Genomic DNA, 18,497 nt, shown 5'->3' on the forward strand with positions numbered 1-18,497 from the left:
TTCTACTATTACTTCTATACTTTACGAAGCCTGATGGTCAGGCGAACAAAAACCTCCAGAGCAGCCGGCTTTGGAGGTTTTTTTAATGGAAGGGAGGTAGAAAAAGAAGGCACGTCTGTGAGTACGGGGATTCCCTTAGAATTTTCTACGCTGCGCTCCGTAAATTCAGGGAATGACGTTGAATGAGACGTCATTCCCCGAATTTCTGAAAGAAATTCTAGGGGAATCTCATGACGGTAATGACGGTCTATTTGATTGTGTCATTGCATTTCCTCAATACTATCATATAAATCATCCCATTCGGGGTTCATTTGGTTAATCAAATTTTCCTTCATTAACCTCGTATACTTTTTTAACCGCTTTTCCCTATGAATGGCTGATGTAATGGTTTCTAAAAACTCCCAATAAACTAGTTTCTTACAATTGTATCGCTTGGTAAAACCAGGGTTGACTCCATCACGGTGTTGATTAATTCTTGCATACAGGTTACTGGTCACACCTGTATATAGGACTGTGTTATTCTTATTTGTTATGATGTATACGTAACCACCTTTCATTGCTTGTTTAAGATAAGGGAATCCTAAGAAAAGAAGGCACGTCTGTGATTCGGAGATTCCCTTAGAATTTTCTCCGCTGCGCTCCGCCAATTCAGGGAATGACGGTAAACGAAACGTCATTCCCCGAATTTCTGGAAGAAATTCTAGGGGAATCCCAAGAAAGTAAGGCACATCCTTAATATGGAAGATTCCCTTAGAATTCTCTCCGTTTCACTCTGAGAATTCAGGGAATGACGTTAAATATTGCACTTTTCGCGCATAAAAAAACTCCGCAGCTATCAACTGCGGAGTTTTTCCTGTTTTTTACGCGGTGTTACACCACTACGTTCACAATCTTCTTAGGCACCACGATCACCTTTTTAGGTGTTTTGCCTTCGGTCCACTTCTGCACATTTTCGTTGGCGAGCGCCGTAGCTTCTATTTCCTCTTTGCTGAGGTCGGCGGCCATTTGCACTTTTGCGCGCATCTTGCCATTAACCATGATCGGGTACTCAAAGCTGTCTTCTTTGAGGTGAGACTCATCAAAAGCAGGAAACTCAGCATCGAAAATGGTAGACTCATGACCAAGTAGACTCCAAAGCTCTTCTGCCTGGTGAGGAGCAAATGATGCCAACGCAATGGTCATCGGCTCCAGTATCGCTCGCTTGTTGCATTTGAGGCTTTGTAGCTCGTTTACGGCTATCATAAAGTTACTAACCGAGGTGTTGAGCGAAAGGCGCTCTACGTCTTCTTCGATTTTCTTGAGGAGACCGTGAAGTACCTTCAGTTCGTCTTTTGTTGGAGCTGCATCCGATACGCTAAAGTTGTCGGACTTGTCGTGAAACAGCCCCCAGAACTTGCGGAGAAACTTGTATACCCCTTCGATTCCGTTAGTATTCCAGGGCTTGCTTTGCTCGATAGGGCCGAGGAACATCTCATACATCCGAAGGGTGTCTGCACCATAGCGGCTTACCAGGTCGTCAGGGTTTACCACATTGTACTTCGACTTGGACATCTTCTCCACTTCCCAGCCGCAGATGTATTTGCCGTCTTCCAGCACAAATTCGGCATCAGTCGCGTCGGGGCGGAATTTTTTGAACGCTTCGATATCCAATACATCGTCTTTTACGATGTTGACATCCACGTGTACCGCATAGCAGTCAAAATCTTTTCTCAGGCCATGAGAAACGTACTTATTTTCATTTTTCACACGGTACACAAAGTTTGATCTGCCCTGGATCATGCCCTGGTTTACGAGCTTTTTGGCATACTCATCCACTTCGATGTAGCCCATGTCGTAAAGAAACTTCGTCCAGAAGCGAGAGTAGAGGAGGTGGCCGGTGGCGTGCTCGCTTCCACCCATGTAGAAATCTACCTGCTTCCAGTATTTGAGGGCTTCTTCCGATGCAAAAGCCTCTTCGTTGGTAGGGTCCATGTACCGGAAAAAGTACCAACTAGAGCCTGCCCAGCCAGGCATGGTGGTGAGCTCGTAAGGATGACCGTCTGCAGAAGACCAGTTTTCGGCGCGTCCGAGAGGAGGTTCACCATCTTCAGTAGGGAGGTATTTGTCTACTTCGGGGAGGTTGAGCGGGAGCTGGTCATCGTCCAGCAGGTAAGGCACTCCGTCTTTGAAGTATACCGGAATAGGCTCTCCCCAGTAGCGCTGGCGACCAAATATGGCATCACGAATGCGGTAGTTTACCTTAGGCGTACCAATGCCTTTTTCCACGATGTAGGCATTTGCTTTTTCGATGGCTTCCAATGGAGAAAGTCCGTCTAGCATGCCAGAGTTGATCATCTTTCCTTCTTTGGTGGGATCTGCCTCAGTGCCAGTCACCTTTTGCTGATCGATGATTTTTACGATAGGCAGGTCAAAATGCTTCGCAAAGTCAAAGTCGCGCTGGTCTCCGCTAGGTACAGCCATCACTGCTCCAGTACCGTATCCTGCCAGTACATAGTCTGCAATCCATACTGGTACCTTTTCTCCAGAAAATGGATTGATCACGTAGCTACCTGTAAACTCACCAGAGATGGTTTTCACATCACTCATGCGCTCACGCTCTGACTTGTTTTTGGCCATAGCCACATAGGCCTCTATTTTTTCTTTTTGCTCAGGAGTAGTCAGCTCCTCTACGATATCGGCCTCTGGCGCCAGCACCATAAACGTAACACCGTAGATGGTGTCAATACGCGTGGTAAACACCGTGATTTTCTTGTCGCTGTTTTCTATCTGGAAGTCCACCTCCGCACCATGAGATTTACCGATCCAGTTGCGCTGCATGTCTTTGATAGGCTCAGGCCAGTCTACAGTGTCTAGCCCGTCTATGAGACGGTCTGCATAGGCCGTGATGCGCATGCTCCACTGCGGCATGGTTTTTTTCACCACAGGGTGTCCACCTCTTTCAGAAAAGCCGTCTTTTACTTCGTCGTTGGAGAGTACTGTGCCTAGTTCAGGACACCAGTTTACGGTGGTCTCCGCTATGTAGGTGAGACGGTATTTGAGTAGCATTTTTTGCTGTTGCTGCTCGTCCCAGCTTTTCCAGTCTACTGCGGTAAAGGCTGGGGTATCTTCGTCGCACACGGCATTTACTTTCGAATTGCCGTTGGCCTCAAATTCCGCAATAAGTGTCTCGATGCGTTCGGCTTTGTCAGCGGTTTTATTGTACCAGCTATTGAAAAGCTGCTTGAAGATCCACTGCGTCCATTTATAATAGGATGGGTCAGAGGTGCGAACTTCACGCGACCAGTCATAGCTAAAGCCCAAGCTAGTGAGCTGCTCCTTGTAGCGTGTGATGTTGGTCTCTGTAGTGATGGCCGGGTGTTGTCCGGTTTGGATAGCGTATTGCTCTGCAGGAAGGCCAAAAGCATCAAAACCCATCGGGTGAAGTACGTTGTAGCCTTTTAGCCGTTTGAATCGGGAAATGATATCCGTGGCAATGTAGCCCAGCGGGTGTCCTACATGCAGCCCCGCGCCTGATGGGTAGGGAAACATGTCCAAAGCATAAAATTTAGGTTTTGAGGGATCGGTTTTTACTTTGTAGACGCCCTGGTCGTCCCAGTTTTTTTGCCACTTTTTTTCTATCTCTAAGTGCTTGTATTCAGCCATGGATATCACATTTTTTTGTAAGGTGGCCAAAGTTAAATTATGCCTTTGAAATGGGGGGTGTAATTCGGGGCTTTTACGGCAGGTTTCGCACAAAGTCATTACTTTCGTGGCTCATTTTTAAACGCAAATCAGTTTGATAGCAGTTGTTCGTGCATTAGGAGTGGTGATCTGGAGTATATTGATGATAAGCTCCTCACTGGTGGTTCTGCTTTTTACCTGGAACACCCGCTGGCCTGTGGCCATGGCTCGCTGTATGTGGGCACCTGGGGTGCTATGGGTTTGTGGTATCCGGCTGGAGGTTTCTAGTGCCGCTCAGCTTACGGACGACTCCTATGTGTTTGTGGCCAACCATCAGAGTTATGTGGATATTCCGCTGTTGTTTCGAGCCATTCCTCACAACCTGCATTTTGTTGCAAAAAAAGAGCTAAAGAAAGTCCCATTTCTGGGGTGGTATATGATGGCTACAGGGATGATCTTCATCGATCGATCCAATAGAAACAAGGCCATCGAAAGTTTAAGACGGGCTGCCAGGCTGATTAGTAAAGGAAAAAGTGTGCTGATGTTTCCTGAGGGAACAAGGAGTAAAAACGGCCAGGTATCTCCGTTCAAAAAGGGTCCGTTTATGTTGGCAAAAGATGCAGGAGTGAAGGTGGTGCCAGTAGGTATAGACATGCCGGATCACACTTATCATGTAGGGCGCTTTGGGGTTACTCACGTGAAAGTGGCGATAGGAGCACCAGTGACGTATGAGCAAGATGAGCACGTGTCTAAGCTCATAGATGCAGTGCATGCTCAGGTAGAGCAGCTTTCTGCTCGTGGCGTCCGTGTTAGTGGCTAACCAAATCGAGGGCCTTCATGGCCTCTTCTATGTGGCGGGATGCTCTGGTAGCTGAATTAAAGGTAGAGACCAGCCGGCCTTCCTTATTGAATACGAAAGTAACCCTTCCCGGAAGTAGCCCCAGTAGGTTTCTAGGCACCCCAAATGCCTTTTCAGCCAGATGATTGGTGTCGCTTAGTAAAGTGAAATTGAGTTTGTATTTGCTTTTAAAGGCCTTGTGAGACCCTACCGAATCAGCACTGATTCCGATGATTTTAGCACCAGCATCTGTGAATTCTTCGTATTTATCGCGAAAGCCACACGCCTCGGTAGTGCACCCCGGCGTATCGTCTTTCGGGTAGAAATAGACTACTAATGCCTGCTTCCCCACATAACTTCTCAAGTCGATCAAATGACCGTCCTGGTCCTTTAGCGAAACATCTGGAATCATTTCGCCTTCTCTTAGCATTTTGCCCATACTTCTATCAACTGTTACTACCGCTGGTTGTTTTTACAGAAATAATGTAATAAAAGTGGCAGCAAAGTTAAGTCTGTTAGCAATGCCACCAATAAAGATATCGATAAAAATAGCCCAAGAAAGTGTGTGGCTCCAAAGGAGGATGTTATGAACAGGGAAAATCCTGTTACCACCACCAGTGTGGTAAGGATCAATGCTGTTCCGGCGGTTTTGTAGGTATAGACCAAACGCCAAACGGGGTGCTTCACCGGAGCTCTCTGATATACGGCTACAAAATGGATGGTGTCGTCTACAGCTATTCCAAATGCTATAGCAAAGATGATAGACGTGGTGAGCTGCAAAGTGATACCTGTGATTCCCATGTATCCTGCAACTATGATGAGGGGTAGAGCATTTGGGAGCAAGCTCAATAAGGCGATTTTTACAGACCTAAAGTACATCCCAAGGATCAATCCGATAATACCGATACCAATGGCAAGCCCTTGCAGCAGGTGTGTAGCCAGCAGTTGGTGACTTTTGTCTATGAGGTGCGTAGTGCCAGTAAGCTGATAGCGAAGCACGGAGGTATCAACCTGCCTTTGGAGATATTGTAGAAGTTCGTTGTTTCGCTGGATGGTCTCACGCGAACCATACTCTGGGATAAATCCTGCAAATCGGCCATAGCTACCATCTGCAGTGATCAGAGCGGGAGATTGCTTTTTATTGAGCAAACGTCGTGCGTTTTGTACGGCCTGGCGATGGTCGGTTTTAGTCTCAGGGAGACGAAAGTGGTGCGGCAATCCCCCGAGGTTAATTTGATGGCCATATTTGAGTAGCGATACGGGTGACCACAGCTGCTCCATGCCGTAGATTTCGTGCAGGTACGTGGCTATTTTGGCAAGTTCTGCCGCTACAGATTGTTCCCAGAGCGTTTGCGTACTGTCTGCAGGCCATATGGCCAGTTCCCACGGTTTGGACCCACCAAAAGTCTGGTCTACATAGTCAAAATCAATTCTCGTAGGGGATTCCGCAGGTAAGTCGCCAAGCAGGTAAGCATCGGTTTTGAGCTCACTGATCCCCCAGGCGGCAACTGCTATGCATACAAAAGCTCCTACGGAAATTGCTCGCTGATGTCGGAGTGTCAAGAGTGCGAGGAATGTCATTTTTGGAGAATGCGTCTGTTGTTTTTTCTGATCACCAGAAATAATCAATGGCCCAAACAGGAAGGTGACCACAAAGGCCAGTAGTACGCCAATGCCTGCAAATAGGCCGAGCTCCTGAACGGGCACTGTATTGATCGTAAACAAGCTGAAAAAACCCGTAGCAGTGGTGATGGACGTCAAAAAGGTGGGGATAAAGACTTTTTGCGCTCCCTGCTGAAGCTTACCAATATGCCCCTGAGCAGGTGCTTTGCGGTAGCTATGCAGCAAATGAATGGCATCTGAGGAAGACACAAACAGTATGATAGGTGGTATGAGCGAACCAAGAATGGTCAGGCTAAACCCAAGGCCAGCCATTAGGCCTAAAAGCCACAATAACGTGGTGAGACTGATCAGGTACGGTAGCAGCGCTGATTTTAAGGACCTAAAGATCCACAGCAGCAAACAAAAGCTAATGGCTAAGGCCGCTATAAGGAAGAGGGAGAAGTCCTTTTGGATGTAGGTGATGAACTCGTTTTGAGCTGTGAGTTTTCCTATCAGTCGGTAGCGGAGGTCGGTAGTTTGGAGCAAAGCATTCACTTGCTCCAGGTATTGTGCTGCCGCTTCGGGGGTGGTGAAGTGGTTGTGCTGCACCTGCAAGAGCATAGACTGACCATTCTCTCCGAAGAACATCCTATAGAGCGGATGGCTAAAAATGCGTGCACTGTCTGCAGGTAGTTTTTCTGGATCATTGATATGGATCAGTGGAAATGCCGTCAGGCCCATTGGTCCTTTGATCAGGTGCTGCATAGTGGTGGGCGAGAGTACACTTTTGGTTCCCTTCAGCTTTGCTATGGTTTTGGTGAGTGAGTCTGCAGCCATTAAGGTCTCAGGGGTGAAAAGCGGAGAGCTTTCCAGGACCAGAAGTAGGTAGTCATTGTCGTACCCAAATCGATCCAGGTGTTTTTCATAGAACGCAATTTCCGGGTCATTTCTGGGGAAAAACTTTTCAAACTCAAAATCGGCCTTTAAGCGGGGTAGCTGCCACGCCGCCAGTATCGATATACTCAGCCATAGTATTACCAGTGACCACCGGAATCTACCACTCCTGAAGTTTTCAAAGTACTTATTGAGATAAGCTTTCAGTGTTTGATTTTTTAAGTTTTAATTTAGCGAATGTAAAAAACCTAAGAAGGATCCGCGCGTAAGCAAAGGATGAATTTAGTGATCTTCTCAGGAATTTTAGCAAGTGCTTCTTCTGCAGCGCTTCAAACTCATAAATATCTCATAAAATGAAGCAATACCTTGATTTGATGCAACATATTCTGGACCATGGTGTGGATAAAGGCGACCGTACAGGCACGGGTACCCGGAGCATCTTTGGTCATCAAATGAGGTTTAACCTGCAGGAAGGTTTTCCACTGGTGACTACCAAAAAGGTGCACCTTCGCTCCATTATTCATGAGTTGCTATGGTTTATCAAGGGGGATTCAAACATCAAATACCTGAATGAAAATAAGGTGTCTATTTGGGATGAATGGGCAGACGAAAATGGTGATCTCGGGCCTGTCTATGGTGTGCAGTGGCGCAGTTGGATGAAGTCAGACGGTAGTACGGTAGATCAGCTCACTCAGCTGATAGATACCATCAAGAACAACCCGAACTCGAGGCGTATGATCATCAGTGCGTGGAATGTGGGCGAAATTGAAAAGATGGCTTTGCCACCCTGTCATACGCTGTTTCAGTTTTACGTAGCAGATGGAAAGCTCAGCTGTCAGCTGTATCAGCGCAGTGCAGATGTGTTTTTGGGAGTGCCTTTCAATATTGCGTCATATGCCTTGTTTACGATGATGATCGCCCAGGTTTGTGATTTGGAACCGGGAGATTTCGTGCATACCTTTGGTGACACGCATATTTATTCCAACCACTTTGAGCAGGCAAAGCTGCAGCTCACCCGCGAGCCGAGACCTTTGCCCGTTATGAAACTCAACCCCGAAGTAAAGAGTATTTTTGATTTTAAATACGAGGACTTTACGCTAGAAGGCTACGATCCGCATCCGCATATCAAAGCGGCTGTGGCTGTGTAGTGTTTGCTTTTTAGCAAACGGTTAGCGTAATTCGAAAGATCATAAACAACACCCCAAAATGTCGGAAAGAAGTAGCGTCTTTGATATGATCGGTCCGGTAATGATCGGTCCGAGCAGTTCTCATACTGCTGGCGTGGTACGCATAGGCCGAGTGGCTAGAAAAATCCTCGGATCGGCTCCAAAAGAGGCGGTCATTACCTTTTACAATTCCTTTGCCAGAACCTTTGAGGGACACGGTAGCAATCGTGCAATATTGGGTGGACTCATGGATTTTCATACGGATGATGAGCGCATCAAAGAAGCCCTGGATCTGGCCAAAGAGCAGGAAATAAACTATAAGTTTCGCTCAGTAGGCAATGCCAATACACTACACCCCAATACTGTAAGGCTATTTCTGAAAAGTGACGATGGTCAAACCGAAGTGGTGGGAGAGAGCAGAGGAGGAGGCGTCATTCGCATACGAGAGGTCAATGGCTTTGATTGCAATTTCACTGCCAGCTCACATACGCTCATCGTTCATGCAGATGATCAGAAAGGGAGCATTGCGTTTATTTCGGATGTGCTGTCACATGACGATTGCAATATCGCTACGATGACGGTGTCTCGAAAAGGTAAAAACGATCTGGCATGCCTTGTTTTTGAGATGGACTCTGGCTTAAAGCCGTTAACTTTAGAATATATTCGTAACCTAAACTGGGTTCGGTCAGTCATTTACATACCAGATATCGATCAATGACCGCACTAAATATTTGATTCATTTATGAAATTAACCGTCCTAATCACTTGTACATTGCTAGGAGCATTCACCAGCTTCGGGCAGTCAGACTCAGTGCGTATACTCGACCTGCAGGAGTGTATCACTATAGCCATTGACAATAACCTTTCGGTAAAACGCAGCCAACTCCAGCAGGAGGGAGCGGCAGTAGACTTGCGCCAGGCCCGTGCAGGGCGATTGCCCAACCTAAATGTAGGTGGCGGCTATGGCTATAACTGGGGGCGATCCATTGACCCCACAACCAACCAGTTCATTTCGCAGCAGATCAACTTCACAGGGCTGAATGGTAGCTCCAATGTAACGCTGTTCAATTGGTTTAGAATCACCAATTCGATCAAGCAAAGCCAGCTGAGCTACGAGTCTGCAGAATACGACGTAGAGCGAGCCAAAAACGACATTTCGTTAAACATTATCATCTTTTACCTCAATGTTATATTTAATCGGGAGCTACTGGAAAATGCAGAATACCAGCTGCAGTCTAGTCAGGAGCAGCTAGACCGTACCAAAAAACTAGTAGCAGGCGGAGCACTGCCACGTACCAGTGAGTTGGAGCTCATCTCACAGGTAGCTACCAATGAAGTGAATCTGGTCAATGCCGAAAACAACTTAAACCTGGCTTTACTAAGCCTAAAGCAAGCCATGCTTATTCCTGCAAGTCAGGAGGTAGAGCTGGTAGTGCCGGAACTTGAATTAGAATCTGGGGAAGAACTGGGCATATCATCTGATGAGGTATTTGAGGCCGCGCTAAAAGCCATGCCTGAAATCCAGAGCGCACAGCTACAGGTGCAGGCTGCAGCCATGGGAGTAAAAGTGGCAGAAGCAGGCTATGCACCGAGTTTGTCACTCAATGGTAGTTTTAGTACCAACTACTCCGACGCGGCGGATAGAGCTCGACCAATTTTTGAGGGTACAGTGACCACTACTACACCAATTGGCTATGTGCAGGATGCCCCTTCTCAAACGGTAGTCGCAGATATAGAGCAGCCCAATATCGTGGGCGAAGACCCGGATTTTACCATGGGTGAGCAGTTTCGCGAAAATTTAAGCAATCAACTCTCCATTAACCTATCTGTACCTATTTTCAATAGATTAAGTGCTTCGTCCAATGTGCAGCGGGCAAAAATCTCTTTGCAGCAAGCTGAAATAGCGGTAACCGAACAAAAAAATATTTTACGTCAAACGATAGAAACCGCCTACAATGATGCCTATGCTGCATCCAAAACCTATCAGGCGTCCAATCGTCAGGTAGAAGCACTGGAAGAAACCTTTCGATCGGTAGAAAACCAATACAACCTGGGAGCTGCCAATTTTACGGACTATCAGGTAGCGTCCAACAACCTTTTTCAGGCCAAATCTGATCTGGTCAGAGCGAAGTTTGACTTCATTTTTAAAAAGAAAATTCTTGATTTCTATCAGGGCAAATCCTTACAGTTTTAATCATCCAAATCACCATGGCTAAAAAGAAAAACAGTTCAAACAAGATCCTCTACATACTTGGAGCGGTCGTAATCGTACTCATTTTAGTAGCAGTAGTAGGAAAATCTCAAGGCTGGGTAGGTCAGAAAAAGGCCATACAGGTAGAGATTGCCAAAGCGGAGCGGGCTACTATTATAGAAAAGGTGAGTGCGTCCGGGTCGGTGCAGCCGGTAGTAGAGGTGAAGATCAGTCCTGAGGTGCCAGGCGAGATTATCAGGCTTGCGGTAGAAGAAGGCGACAGTGTTTCCAAAGGTGATTTTTTGGTGAAGGTAAGGCCCGACAATTTCATTTCTGCGTTGGAACGAGCTCGTGCTAATCTCAATCAGCAAAAAGCCAACCTGGAAGACGCAAAAGCAAGGACAGCAAGAGCGGAGGCTACTTACAAGCGTAATGAGCTGGAGTTTAACAGGCAGAAAAAACTCTACCAGGAAAAGGTAATATCGGAGGCTGACTTTCAGCTGGCAGAGGCAAACTACAACGTGGCCAAGCAAGACCTGGCATCTGCTAAGCAAAATGTGGAGGCGGCAAAGTTTGTAGTACAAAGTGCTCAGGCATCGGTAAATGAAGCTGCTGAGAATCTAAGGCTCACTGAAATAGAATCTCCGATGAACGGAATCGTTTCGAAACTGGATGTGGAAGAAGGCGAAACCGTAGTGGGTACCTCGCAGATGCAAGGTACAGAAATGCTCCGCATAGCAGATCTAACCAACATGGAAGTGCGTGTGGATGTAAACGAAAACGACATTATTCGCATAAATAATGGCGATACGGCAATCATCGATGTGGACTCTTACTCCTACATGGACAAGACCTTTAAAGGAGTAGTGACTCAGATAGCCAATACGGCCAATGACAAGACATCTGCTGATGCCGTTACGGAGTTTGAAGTACGCATCAAGATTTTGAATAGCTCCTATCAGGATTTGGTACAGGAGAAGGGAATGAAGTATCCGTTTCGGCCCGGGATGACGGCTAGTGTGGACATTCTAACTGAAACTAAGCGTGATATCCTTACAGTACCATTGGCAGCAGTGACTACTCGAAAAGCAGAGAGTGGAGAAGGCGAGGGTGATGAGGCAAGTGGCGAAGAGCAACTTCTCGATCAGGAGCTAGACGAAGTGGTATTTAAGGTAGTAGATGGAGCGGCCAAAAAGACTATTGTTAAGACAGGGATCAGTGATTTTGAGCGTATAGAAATACTGGAAGGTATAGCTGAAGGCGAAGAAGTGATTTCAGGTCCGTTTTTGGCTGTGTCCAAGCGCCTTAATGATGGAGATAATGTGGAAGAAGAGGAGCAAAAAGAGGAAAAGGAAGAAGACTGACCATATGTAACCGGCTAAAGGATGCTGTCCGGAGGGGCAGGATCCTTTGCCAGGGTGATGATCATGGTAGTGCCTTTGCCAGGCTCGCTCTCGGCCCGAATGCTCCCTCCATGTCCTTTGGCTATGCGTAGGCAACTTGCCAGGCCAATGCCAGCACCGTCATACTGGTTATTGGTTTTTACACGTGTAAATTCTGTGAATATGGCCTTAAGGTGCTTTTCAGGGATGCCAATGCCATTATCGGACACCAACAGGATGTGGTGCTCAGCCATGTTTTTATGGCGTATGTTTATGACGGGAGTATTGCCAGTCGGTTGGTATTTGATTGCATTGCTGATGAGGTTTTGAAACATAACGCGTAGCTCTATTTCCACCCCTTTAATCACTGGCAAATCCTCATAGTTGATTTCCGCATTACTCGTTGTTATGCTGTCATGGAGATCGGATTTGATTTCCTGCATGAGCGTGTTGAGGTTTACATTCGAAAACTCATCACTGCGTCCAGAGAGCGCATATTGTAGCAGTTTATCAATGAGTAGCGCCATTCGATTGAGTGTGCTACGCATGTGTTTCATGGTTTCTTCCCGCTCAGCACCCGATACGAGGTTGTTTTCTACCAGGTTGAGTAAGCTCATTACCGAGTTGATGGGAGATTTTAGGTCATGAGAAGCAGCATGCGAAAACGTCACCAGCGCCTGGTTGGTTTCTTTTAGTTGCAAATTGAGTTGCTCTTTCTGCTGCTGTACCTGCCACCTGTTTACAGAGATACCCAGCCAGCTAGCAAGAATGGTAGCTAGTTCCACATCAGTATGTTCGTACATGTCAGGCTTTCGATGTGCAAAAGCTAACACCCCGGGAAAGGTATTTTTATACTTGAGCGGGCAGTACAGGTATGAATTAAATAGTTTGTTTTCTAGTAAAGGATCGGTGACTTCCTCTTTAGTAAACTGATCGTCATTGTAAACAAAAGGGGCTTTACATGTGAGACAATGCAATGCCGGCCCATTGAGCTCAGTGAGCTCTTTTGGGGCTAGCAGTTTGTCGGTACCCTGAACAATCGTACGATGATCAAATAACGGATACATTTCGTATTTATCCTCATCAGGCACTTTTACGATCATGACGAATCGATCAAAGTCAAGTAGATACTTGATGCTAGATGGAATGATTTTTCTTAATTCTTCAAGAGAGTTTACCTCTAGAATTTTTGTTGAGATTTGTGTCAACAGCACATATTGCGAAGCATGGTTCTTAACAAGGTCGAACATTAGGTGGTGAGAATGTCGTGAAAATCCTTATCCACAGGAACCTGAAGCGTATCGGCGGTGATATTTGCAAAGGAAGCAAATGAAGCCATCGCAACTATTTCCTGTAATTCTTCATAACCTACACCGTGATAACGCAGTAGGTCGTAATCATCTTGAGTGACAGTCACAGGCGTGACGCCCATTTTTGTACCTACTTTGATGATGTCTCGTGTTCTCTCAGGTCTGAGTTCTTCGATGTTTGCCATCAAATGGTCTCGAGTGGCCTGGTCTACTCCCAGGATCTTGCAAAATGCCAGGTGGGCAGATTCGCAATACTGACAGTGGTTTGCTTTAGAAATGGCCGTAAACATCATTTCTTTTATGGTTCTGGGAAGGTATTCCTCTTTTATCAGAATACGCTCAACGTTTTCCCAGGTATTCTCTAGCAGGTCTGGCCTGATGGCCTGGGCCTTAAAGAAATTGGGTACAAAAGCAATTTGAAAGCCCTGCTTGATACGCTGATATATTTCAGCCACCCTGCCACTGGCTTCCTCCTCGGAAATCAATATAGGAGTTTTTGATGAATCGGTCATTGTAGTACATTTTGTGTTGGGAATTAATCAAATTTAACGATTTAACAGGTACCATAATCCTACAAGGTCGGATTATAATGACACTAACTCATCTAAAAGATCTAATAATCAAATACGCTTTAGGGGTGATTTTACCCAGTGTCGTTAAAATAAGATGGTGGAATCATGAAATGATGATGCGGTCCTGCATCAAAGGCATGCAGTTTTAGCCCGTTTAGAGTAAAGCTGTCACTCTGGACCGCATTGGCCGGGAAGGGGCTCCCTTCCGGCCAGTAGGTTAGCTCCTCAATGCTAGAATTCGGAAAGATATCCAAATAATGATGGATCGCTTGCTCCGCATGATTTTCGAACCATAAAAATGGTATGATGCCTTGAGGTGTCATATGCTTAGTGATTTAGTTAGCAGGTTTTTCAGGACAATTGATCATCCATTGAATGCCAAACTTGTCTATGCAGCTCCCAAAGTAGTCACCCCAAAACATATCGGCGAGCTCCATGGTAACTGTGCCTCCATCGGCAAGTTTAGCGAATAGTTGGTCCGTTTCTGTTCGAGTGTCTATCTGTAAGTTGATGTGAGTGTTGTTTCCTACTGTCAGTTGATGCCCCATGCCATCCAGGATGTCGGAGCCCATCAGAGAGTGCCCTCCGAGAATAGGAAGCTCTACGTGCATCACGAGGTTTTTGTCTGCTTCGGGTAAAGGAGGCATTCCTTCTTGAGGAGGGATGTCACCCATTCGCTGGATTCCGGGTGCTGTGAAATCGCCACCAAATACGGATTTGTAAAATTCAAAAGCTGCTTCTGTTTGTCTGTCGAAATTAAGGTATGTGCTTACGCTTGCCATGATGATATTTTAAGATTAAGTGTGGATACAAAAATGGTGTTTTCAACGGTCATTTAGCTGGTGCTGATAGGCCGTGTTGCGGGGTTAATTACGTCAAAAAGATCTAAGGATTCAAGGTGATGAGGGAGAAAGGGTGTCATTTATCTGATTGCTTTTGGTATTTTTAGGCTGAATTAAATTGCCGAATCAAGAAAGTGACGGCAAACCGAAAAACCTAACATTTTTTAGAAGTACAATGAAAAAAGTCTACATCCTCGTGCCTCAATCAGCCGTGGCGGAGGCAGTTGCCAACCCACGGTATATTTTTACTACAGCCAATCAATTTTTGAGAAGTCAGGGGCAGCCAGACGGGTTTGATGTGCAATTGGTGGGGATGGAAGAAATGGTACGGGTGCATGATGGCTACTGCAATATCAGCGTAGATGTGACCATTGCTAATTCACAAAAGGCAGATCTGGTAATCATTCCTGCATTATTTGGGGATGTGGAAGCGGCGATTGAGCAGAATAAACCATTGATCGATTGGATCAGCTACCAACATGAACAAGGAGCGGAGATCGCATCGCTCTGTTTGGGAGCTTTTTTACTGGCTGAAACAGGTTTGCTAGATGGCGGTCCGTGCTCTACCCATTGGGCCTATTACGATCTTTTTAGATCCAGGTACCCCGAAGTAATTCTTCAAGATGGCAAAATCATTACCGACAATGACGGAATATATACCAGTGGTGGCGCCAATTCTTATTGGAATCTATTGCTCTATTTATTAGAAAAATATACCAGCAGGGAAGTAGCCATTCTTGCTTCCAAGTACTTTGCTATAGACATTGACCGGGACAGTCAGGCTGCTTTCACCATGTTTGAAGGACAAAAAGCACATGCCGACGAACAGATAAAATCGGTACAGTCTTTCATAGAAGCGCATTATGCAAATAGGTTTTCTGTAGACGAGCTGGCGGATACAGCCGCTATGAGTAGGCGTACCTTTGAGAGAAGGTTTAAACAGGCCACCAACAATACGGTGGTAGAGTACATTCAGCGGGTAAAGATGGAAGCCGCCAAACGCTCTTTGGAAAGTGGGCAAAAATCGGTGGCTGAGGTGATGTATGGAGTGGGGTATGGTGATGATAAAGCTTTTCGCAATGTGTTTAAAAAAGTGGTAGGTATGACTCCCGGAGCCTATCGAGCAAGGTATCGAAAAGTAGTGGCTTAAGACTTGCCTTATCAGCTGGCTTGTTAGGTTTTGTTTGTAATGATTATCTTCGAGTTGGACTAACCCTACTAACCGCTTGAAGTCTTATTTTTTTGCTTTTCTCATACTGGGAGCTGCTTCCTTTGTGCCGTTGATTTCCTTCGCTCAATCTGCTAGTACGGTTCGAGTAGATTCTTTAAATGCCTTGCTCTCATCGGAGGGGTGTAGTGATAAACAAAAGGCTGCTTCGCTAATAGCGTCACTTCAGGATGAGTTTGAAACGTTGGAATATCAGGAGGGTTTTTTGACCTTTTTGAGAAACCGCGCCTATTCATACTACTGTTTTCAGCAGATGGACAGTGCTGCCTATTGGTTCGTGCAAGGTGCCAAACACGCCAGGAGTCAAGAGCTTTGGGACTGGCAAGGAGAGATGCTCAAAAACGCGGGAAATATCTTTTTGCTAAAAGCCGATTATGATTCCAGTATGTTCTTTTTTGAAAGGGCTTTGCAAGTGTCTAATGAAACGGGTGATTCTACCTTTCTTCCCGCAACATACATCGGTAAAGGAATTGTTTTTCAACATCTGGGCGAATTGGAGCAGGCAATGGATGCTTACCTGCAGGCGGAGCGCATATCCCGGAATCAAAAGAACCTTAACGCCCAGGTTAACGCCTACCTCAACCGGCTGACCATTCTTTCGGATCATTACCCTGATCGCATAGATTTGGCTGAGCTGTATGCTACACTGGAGCTTTGTAGAAAACATGAGTTAAGAGCCAATCAAACTACCCTGTTGCAATTTACGGCAGGTGCTGCAGCAGATAGTGGTAAATGGGATGTGGCTATGGCTCAGTATGAAGAAGGCTTACAAATAGCCAATGAAATTGGGCGGATCGATCTGGAGGTGTATCACCTGGAAGGATTGGCGGAGCTAGCTCGGAAAAGGGGAGAACATCAAGCTGCTCTCAAGTACATTGAAAAGGGCCTTTTGAATGCCGAAAAGGCTGAATTGGTACCAAACCAAATCCAGCTATACCTTCAACAAGCCAACATTAGCCTGGAGATAGGTGATTATAGTCAGGCGGTGAATTCAGCACAAAAATGTATTGCTCTAGGTGAAAGTACAGGACAAAAGGAGGTGTATTATAAGGCTTATAAATACCTGAGTAATGGTCAGAAAAGCATGGGAAATCTGAGCTTATCCCTCGATGCTTTAGAAAAGTACATTGCATTAAGTGAGGAAGTGCTCAATGAACAAAAGTCCAATCAACTGAGTGAACTACAAACACAGTTTGAATCAGAAATAAAGGATAATGAGATTGCCAGCCTAACTCAAGAAGCAAGCATTGCTTCTCTTAAACTAGATCAGCAGAGGTTCATGATTTTTGGGCTTATTGTCCTGGTGATTGCCGGGGTGGGCATTGGGACCATGTTTGTGAGACAGCAACGCCTCCAAAAGAAACAGCAAATGGCTCAAATAGAGCAACGCCTTTTGCGTAGCCAGATGAATCCTCATTTTATTTTTAATTCCATGACGGCCATTCAACACTACATGCTGCAAAATGGAGCGGAAAAAGCCGGCCATTACATGGGTACATTTTCAAAACTAATGCGACAGATATTGGAGCACTCCAGAGTAGAATTTATTAGCCTGGGAGAAGAGGTGGATACGCTAAGAAATTACCTGGAATTACAGCTCATGCGATTCGGTAACCGGTTTGCTTATGCGATAAATATCGATGAAACGCTTGACGAAAATTATCATCACCTACCACCTATGTTTGCCCAGCCATTCATTGAAAATTCACTAGAACATGGCTTGTTTAAAGGCTTGAGCGAAAAAAATCATATCGAAATCAGCATGACCGCTCAGGGAAAGGATGAAATTGCCGTAGTGATAGAAGATACAGGTGTCGGGTTGGCAGAAGAGACGACCTCACAGGGGCATCGCAGCCTCGCCACACAAATCACACAGGAAAGATTGGCGGCATTTAAGGCATCTAGTCAACTGGCATCACGGATGAAAATAGAGAATAAAGTGAATGAAGCAGGAGAGGTGCTGGGTGTTCGGGTGGCATTGGTCTTGCCTGTCAAAGTGCTAATTTCGAGCTGATATGAAGGTGCTTTTATTAGATGATGAGGCTGGAGCCAGAGCCACCATAAAGTCCTATTTGCAAAACACTCAAGTGCCCCCAGAGGAGATACGAGAAGCAGATTCTGTATCGTCCGCCCTGGAACTTTTGAATGATTGGCAGCCGGATTTGGCCTTATTAGACATTAATCTGCCAGATGGGCTGGGTTTTGATGTGTTGGCACGTCTGGGGCTAGACCGCATCCGGTTTAAGGTGATATTTATATCTGCCTATGACACCTACGCCATCAAAGCCTTTAAATACAATGCCATAGACTACATCCTCAAGCCTGTGGACCCTCTGGAGTTTGAACAATCTGTGGCTCGGGCGCTCAAGGCATTGCAAACCACAGAACAGTTTAGAAACCTTCAGGGGGATTTCACTGGAGCACCAAAGGCACTAAATAAGCTTGTGCTGAAAGACCATCAAAGTGTTCGACTTGTGGCGATAGATGAAATTGTGCGGTGTCAGTCAGAAAATAACTACACACTGTTTTTCCTGACCAGTGGGGAAGAGTTACTAATCACACGTACGCTTAAAGAGTATGAAGAGCTGCTGAAAGGCAGACTTTTTTTTAGACCACACAAAAGTCACTTGATCAATCTCAAGCACCTCCTTCGATTTGATAAAGCGGATGGTGGAAGTATTCATCTATCGGATGGCAGCACTGTGCCCCTTTCCAGGTTTAAAAAGGAGGTTTTTTTACAGCTGCTAGACCAGCTGTAGCCCGTAGCTATGTAGTTCCCTAGGCCATAGTTGCAGTTCCCTAGAACACCCCT

At 45.8% G+C, this 18,497-nt stretch carries 17 protein-coding genes; 8 read left to right on the forward strand and 9 right to left on the reverse strand.

Annotated features, from left to right (window positions below; genetic code table 11):
* Nucleotides 1-14 precede the first annotated feature (14 nt).
* The 3 genes from C7460_RS24105 to leuS all read right to left on the reverse strand — a co-directional run bounded on the left by C7460_RS24105 (nucleotide 15) and on the right by leuS (nucleotide 3,642).
* Nucleotides 15-194 carry a hypothetical protein gene (locus tag C7460_RS24105; protein ID WP_147302988.1) on the reverse strand — a complete coding sequence of 60 codons (180 nt, stop codon included), beginning with the start codon at nucleotides 192-194 and terminating at the stop codon, nucleotides 15-17.
* 66 nt (nucleotides 195-260) lie between these two features.
* The gene (locus C7460_RS24475) at nucleotides 261-728 is read right to left on the reverse strand and encodes a GIY-YIG nuclease family protein (RefSeq protein ID WP_317127702.1); all 468 of its coding nucleotides are present in this window, start codon (nucleotides 726-728) and stop codon (nucleotides 261-263) included.
* A 142-nt stretch (nucleotides 729-870) separates the two neighbouring features.
* Entirely contained in the window at nucleotides 871-3,642 is a 2,772-nt protein-coding gene (leuS, locus tag C7460_RS16400; RefSeq protein WP_115869213.1) for a leucine--tRNA ligase, read from the reverse strand.
* Nucleotides 3,643-3,775: 133 nt separating this feature from the next.
* Here leuS and C7460_RS16405 point away from each other — a divergent pair, with 133 nt between their 5' ends.
* Nucleotides 3,776-4,480: a lysophospholipid acyltransferase family protein gene (locus C7460_RS16405; RefSeq protein WP_147302989.1), complete on the forward strand. Its 705-nt coding sequence runs from the start codon at nucleotides 3,776-3,778 to the stop codon at nucleotides 4,478-4,480.
* On the opposite strand, the gene C7460_RS16410 is transcribed toward C7460_RS16405, so the two are convergent.
* Both C7460_RS16410 and C7460_RS16415 read right to left on the reverse strand, forming a co-directional pair.
* Complete coding sequence (locus C7460_RS16410) at nucleotides 4,470-4,937, reverse strand: peroxiredoxin (RefSeq protein ID WP_115869215.1); 468 nt, start codon at nucleotides 4,935-4,937, stop codon at nucleotides 4,470-4,472. The two genes, C7460_RS16405 and C7460_RS16410, sit on opposite strands and share 11 nt — an antisense overlap.
* A 17-nt stretch (nucleotides 4,938-4,954) precedes the next feature.
* On the reverse strand, nucleotides 4,955-6,937 hold the full coding sequence (locus C7460_RS16415) for an efflux RND transporter permease subunit (RefSeq protein WP_115869216.1): 1,983 nt from the start codon (nucleotides 6,935-6,937) through the stop codon (nucleotides 4,955-4,957).
* Nucleotides 6,938-7,347: 410 nt separating this feature from the next.
* Between C7460_RS16415 and C7460_RS16420 the strand changes: the two genes are divergently transcribed.
* From C7460_RS16420 to C7460_RS16435, 4 genes are read left to right on the forward strand one after another with little or no spacing between them, the layout of a single operon-like run.
* Entirely contained in the window at nucleotides 7,348-8,142 is a 795-nt protein-coding gene (locus tag C7460_RS16420) for a thymidylate synthase (protein WP_115869217.1), read from the forward strand.
* A 58-nt stretch (nucleotides 8,143-8,200) separates the two neighbouring features.
* Nucleotides 8,201-8,878 carry an L-serine ammonia-lyase, iron-sulfur-dependent subunit beta gene (gene sdaAB / locus C7460_RS16425; protein WP_115869218.1) on the forward strand — a complete coding sequence of 226 codons (678 nt, stop codon included), beginning with the start codon at nucleotides 8,201-8,203 and terminating at the stop codon, nucleotides 8,876-8,878.
* Nucleotides 8,879-8,902: 24 nt separating this feature from the next.
* Nucleotides 8,903-10,354 carry a TolC family protein gene (locus tag C7460_RS16430; protein WP_115869219.1) on the forward strand — a complete coding sequence of 484 codons (1,452 nt, stop codon included), beginning with the start codon at nucleotides 8,903-8,905 and terminating at the stop codon, nucleotides 10,352-10,354.
* Between the two features lie 14 nt (nucleotides 10,355-10,368).
* On the forward strand, nucleotides 10,369-11,715 hold the full coding sequence (locus C7460_RS16435) for an efflux RND transporter periplasmic adaptor subunit (RefSeq protein WP_115869220.1): 1,347 nt from the start codon (nucleotides 10,369-10,371) through the stop codon (nucleotides 11,713-11,715).
* 14 nt (nucleotides 11,716-11,729) lie between these two features.
* Here C7460_RS16435 and C7460_RS16440 read toward each other — a convergent pair whose 3' ends face one another.
* From C7460_RS16440 to C7460_RS16455, 4 genes are all read right to left on the reverse strand, one after another.
* Nucleotides 11,730-12,983, reverse strand: a complete 1,254-nt coding sequence (locus C7460_RS16440) for a GAF domain-containing sensor histidine kinase (protein WP_115869221.1) — start codon at nucleotides 12,981-12,983, stop codon at nucleotides 11,730-11,732.
* Nucleotides 12,983-13,555, reverse strand: coding sequence for a peroxidase-related enzyme (locus C7460_RS16445; protein ID WP_115869222.1), 573 nt, complete (start codon nucleotides 13,553-13,555; stop codon nucleotides 12,983-12,985). Before C7460_RS16445 ends, C7460_RS16440 begins: the two co-directional genes overlap by 1 nt.
* A gap of 131 nt (nucleotides 13,556-13,686) precedes the next feature.
* Nucleotides 13,687-13,938 carry a VOC family protein gene (locus C7460_RS16450; RefSeq protein WP_115869223.1) on the reverse strand — a complete coding sequence of 84 codons (252 nt, stop codon included), beginning with the start codon at nucleotides 13,936-13,938 and terminating at the stop codon, nucleotides 13,687-13,689.
* Between the two features lie 12 nt (nucleotides 13,939-13,950).
* Nucleotides 13,951-14,397 carry a VOC family protein gene (locus C7460_RS16455; protein ID WP_115869224.1) on the reverse strand — a complete coding sequence of 149 codons (447 nt, stop codon included), beginning with the start codon at nucleotides 14,395-14,397 and terminating at the stop codon, nucleotides 13,951-13,953.
* Nucleotides 14,398-14,632: 235 nt separating this feature from the next.
* On the opposite strand from C7460_RS16455, the gene C7460_RS16460 reads away from it, so the two are divergent.
* The 3 genes from C7460_RS16460 (at nucleotide 14,633) to C7460_RS16470 (ending at nucleotide 18,444) form a co-directional block, all read left to right on the forward strand.
* Nucleotides 14,633-15,607, forward strand: a complete 975-nt coding sequence (locus C7460_RS16460; RefSeq protein WP_115869225.1) for a GlxA family transcriptional regulator — start codon at nucleotides 14,633-14,635, stop codon at nucleotides 15,605-15,607.
* A gap of 76 nt (nucleotides 15,608-15,683) precedes the next feature.
* Nucleotides 15,684-17,699, forward strand: a complete 2,016-nt coding sequence (locus C7460_RS16465; protein ID WP_115869226.1) for a tetratricopeptide repeat-containing sensor histidine kinase — start codon at nucleotides 15,684-15,686, stop codon at nucleotides 17,697-17,699.
* A gap of 1 nt (nucleotide 17,700) precedes the next feature.
* Entirely contained in the window at nucleotides 17,701-18,444 is a 744-nt protein-coding gene (locus C7460_RS16470; RefSeq protein ID WP_115869227.1) for a LytR/AlgR family response regulator transcription factor, read from the forward strand.
* Nucleotides 18,445-18,497 lie beyond the last annotated feature (53 nt).

Source organism: Marinoscillum furvescens DSM 4134 (genome assembly GCF_003386095.1).
Lineage (GTDB): Bacteria > Bacteroidota > Bacteroidia > Cytophagales > Cyclobacteriaceae > Marinoscillum > Marinoscillum furvescens.

Coding starts and splice junctions, on each gene's coding strand:
- C7460_RS24105 (WP_147302988.1), bottom strand. CDS start 194: ATGACGTCTCATTCAACGTCATTCCCTGAATTTACGGAGCGCAGCGTA.
- leuS (WP_115869213.1), bottom strand. CDS start 3,642: ATGGCTGAATACAAGCACTTAGAGATAGAAAAAAAGTGGCAAAAAAAC.
- C7460_RS16410 (WP_115869215.1), bottom strand. CDS start 4,937: ATGGGCAAAATGCTAAGAGAAGGCGAAATGATTCCAGATGTTTCGCTA.
- C7460_RS16415 (WP_115869216.1), bottom strand. CDS start 6,937: ATGGCTGCAGACTCACTCACCAAAACCATAGCAAAGCTGAAGGGAACC.
- C7460_RS16420 (WP_115869217.1), top strand. CDS start 7,348: ATGAAGCAATACCTTGATTTGATGCAACATATTCTGGACCATGGTGTG.
- sdaAB (WP_115869218.1), top strand. CDS start 8,201: ATGTCGGAAAGAAGTAGCGTCTTTGATATGATCGGTCCGGTAATGATC.
- C7460_RS16430 (WP_115869219.1), top strand. CDS start 8,903: ATGAAATTAACCGTCCTAATCACTTGTACATTGCTAGGAGCATTCACC.
- C7460_RS16435 (WP_115869220.1), top strand. CDS start 10,369: ATGGCTAAAAAGAAAAACAGTTCAAACAAGATCCTCTACATACTTGGA.
- C7460_RS16440 (WP_115869221.1), bottom strand. CDS start 12,983: ATGTTCGACCTTGTTAAGAACCATGCTTCGCAATATGTGCTGTTGACA.
- C7460_RS16445 (WP_115869222.1), bottom strand. CDS start 13,555: ATGACCGATTCATCAAAAACTCCTATATTGATTTCCGAGGAGGAAGCC.
- C7460_RS16450 (WP_115869223.1), bottom strand. CDS start 13,938: ATGACACCTCAAGGCATCATACCATTTTTATGGTTCGAAAATCATGCG.
- C7460_RS16455 (WP_115869224.1), bottom strand. CDS start 14,397: ATGGCAAGCGTAAGCACATACCTTAATTTCGACAGACAAACAGAAGCA.
- C7460_RS16460 (WP_115869225.1), top strand. CDS start 14,633: ATGAAAAAAGTCTACATCCTCGTGCCTCAATCAGCCGTGGCGGAGGCA.
- C7460_RS16470 (WP_115869227.1), top strand. CDS start 17,701: ATGAAGGTGCTTTTATTAGATGATGAGGCTGGAGCCAGAGCCACCATA.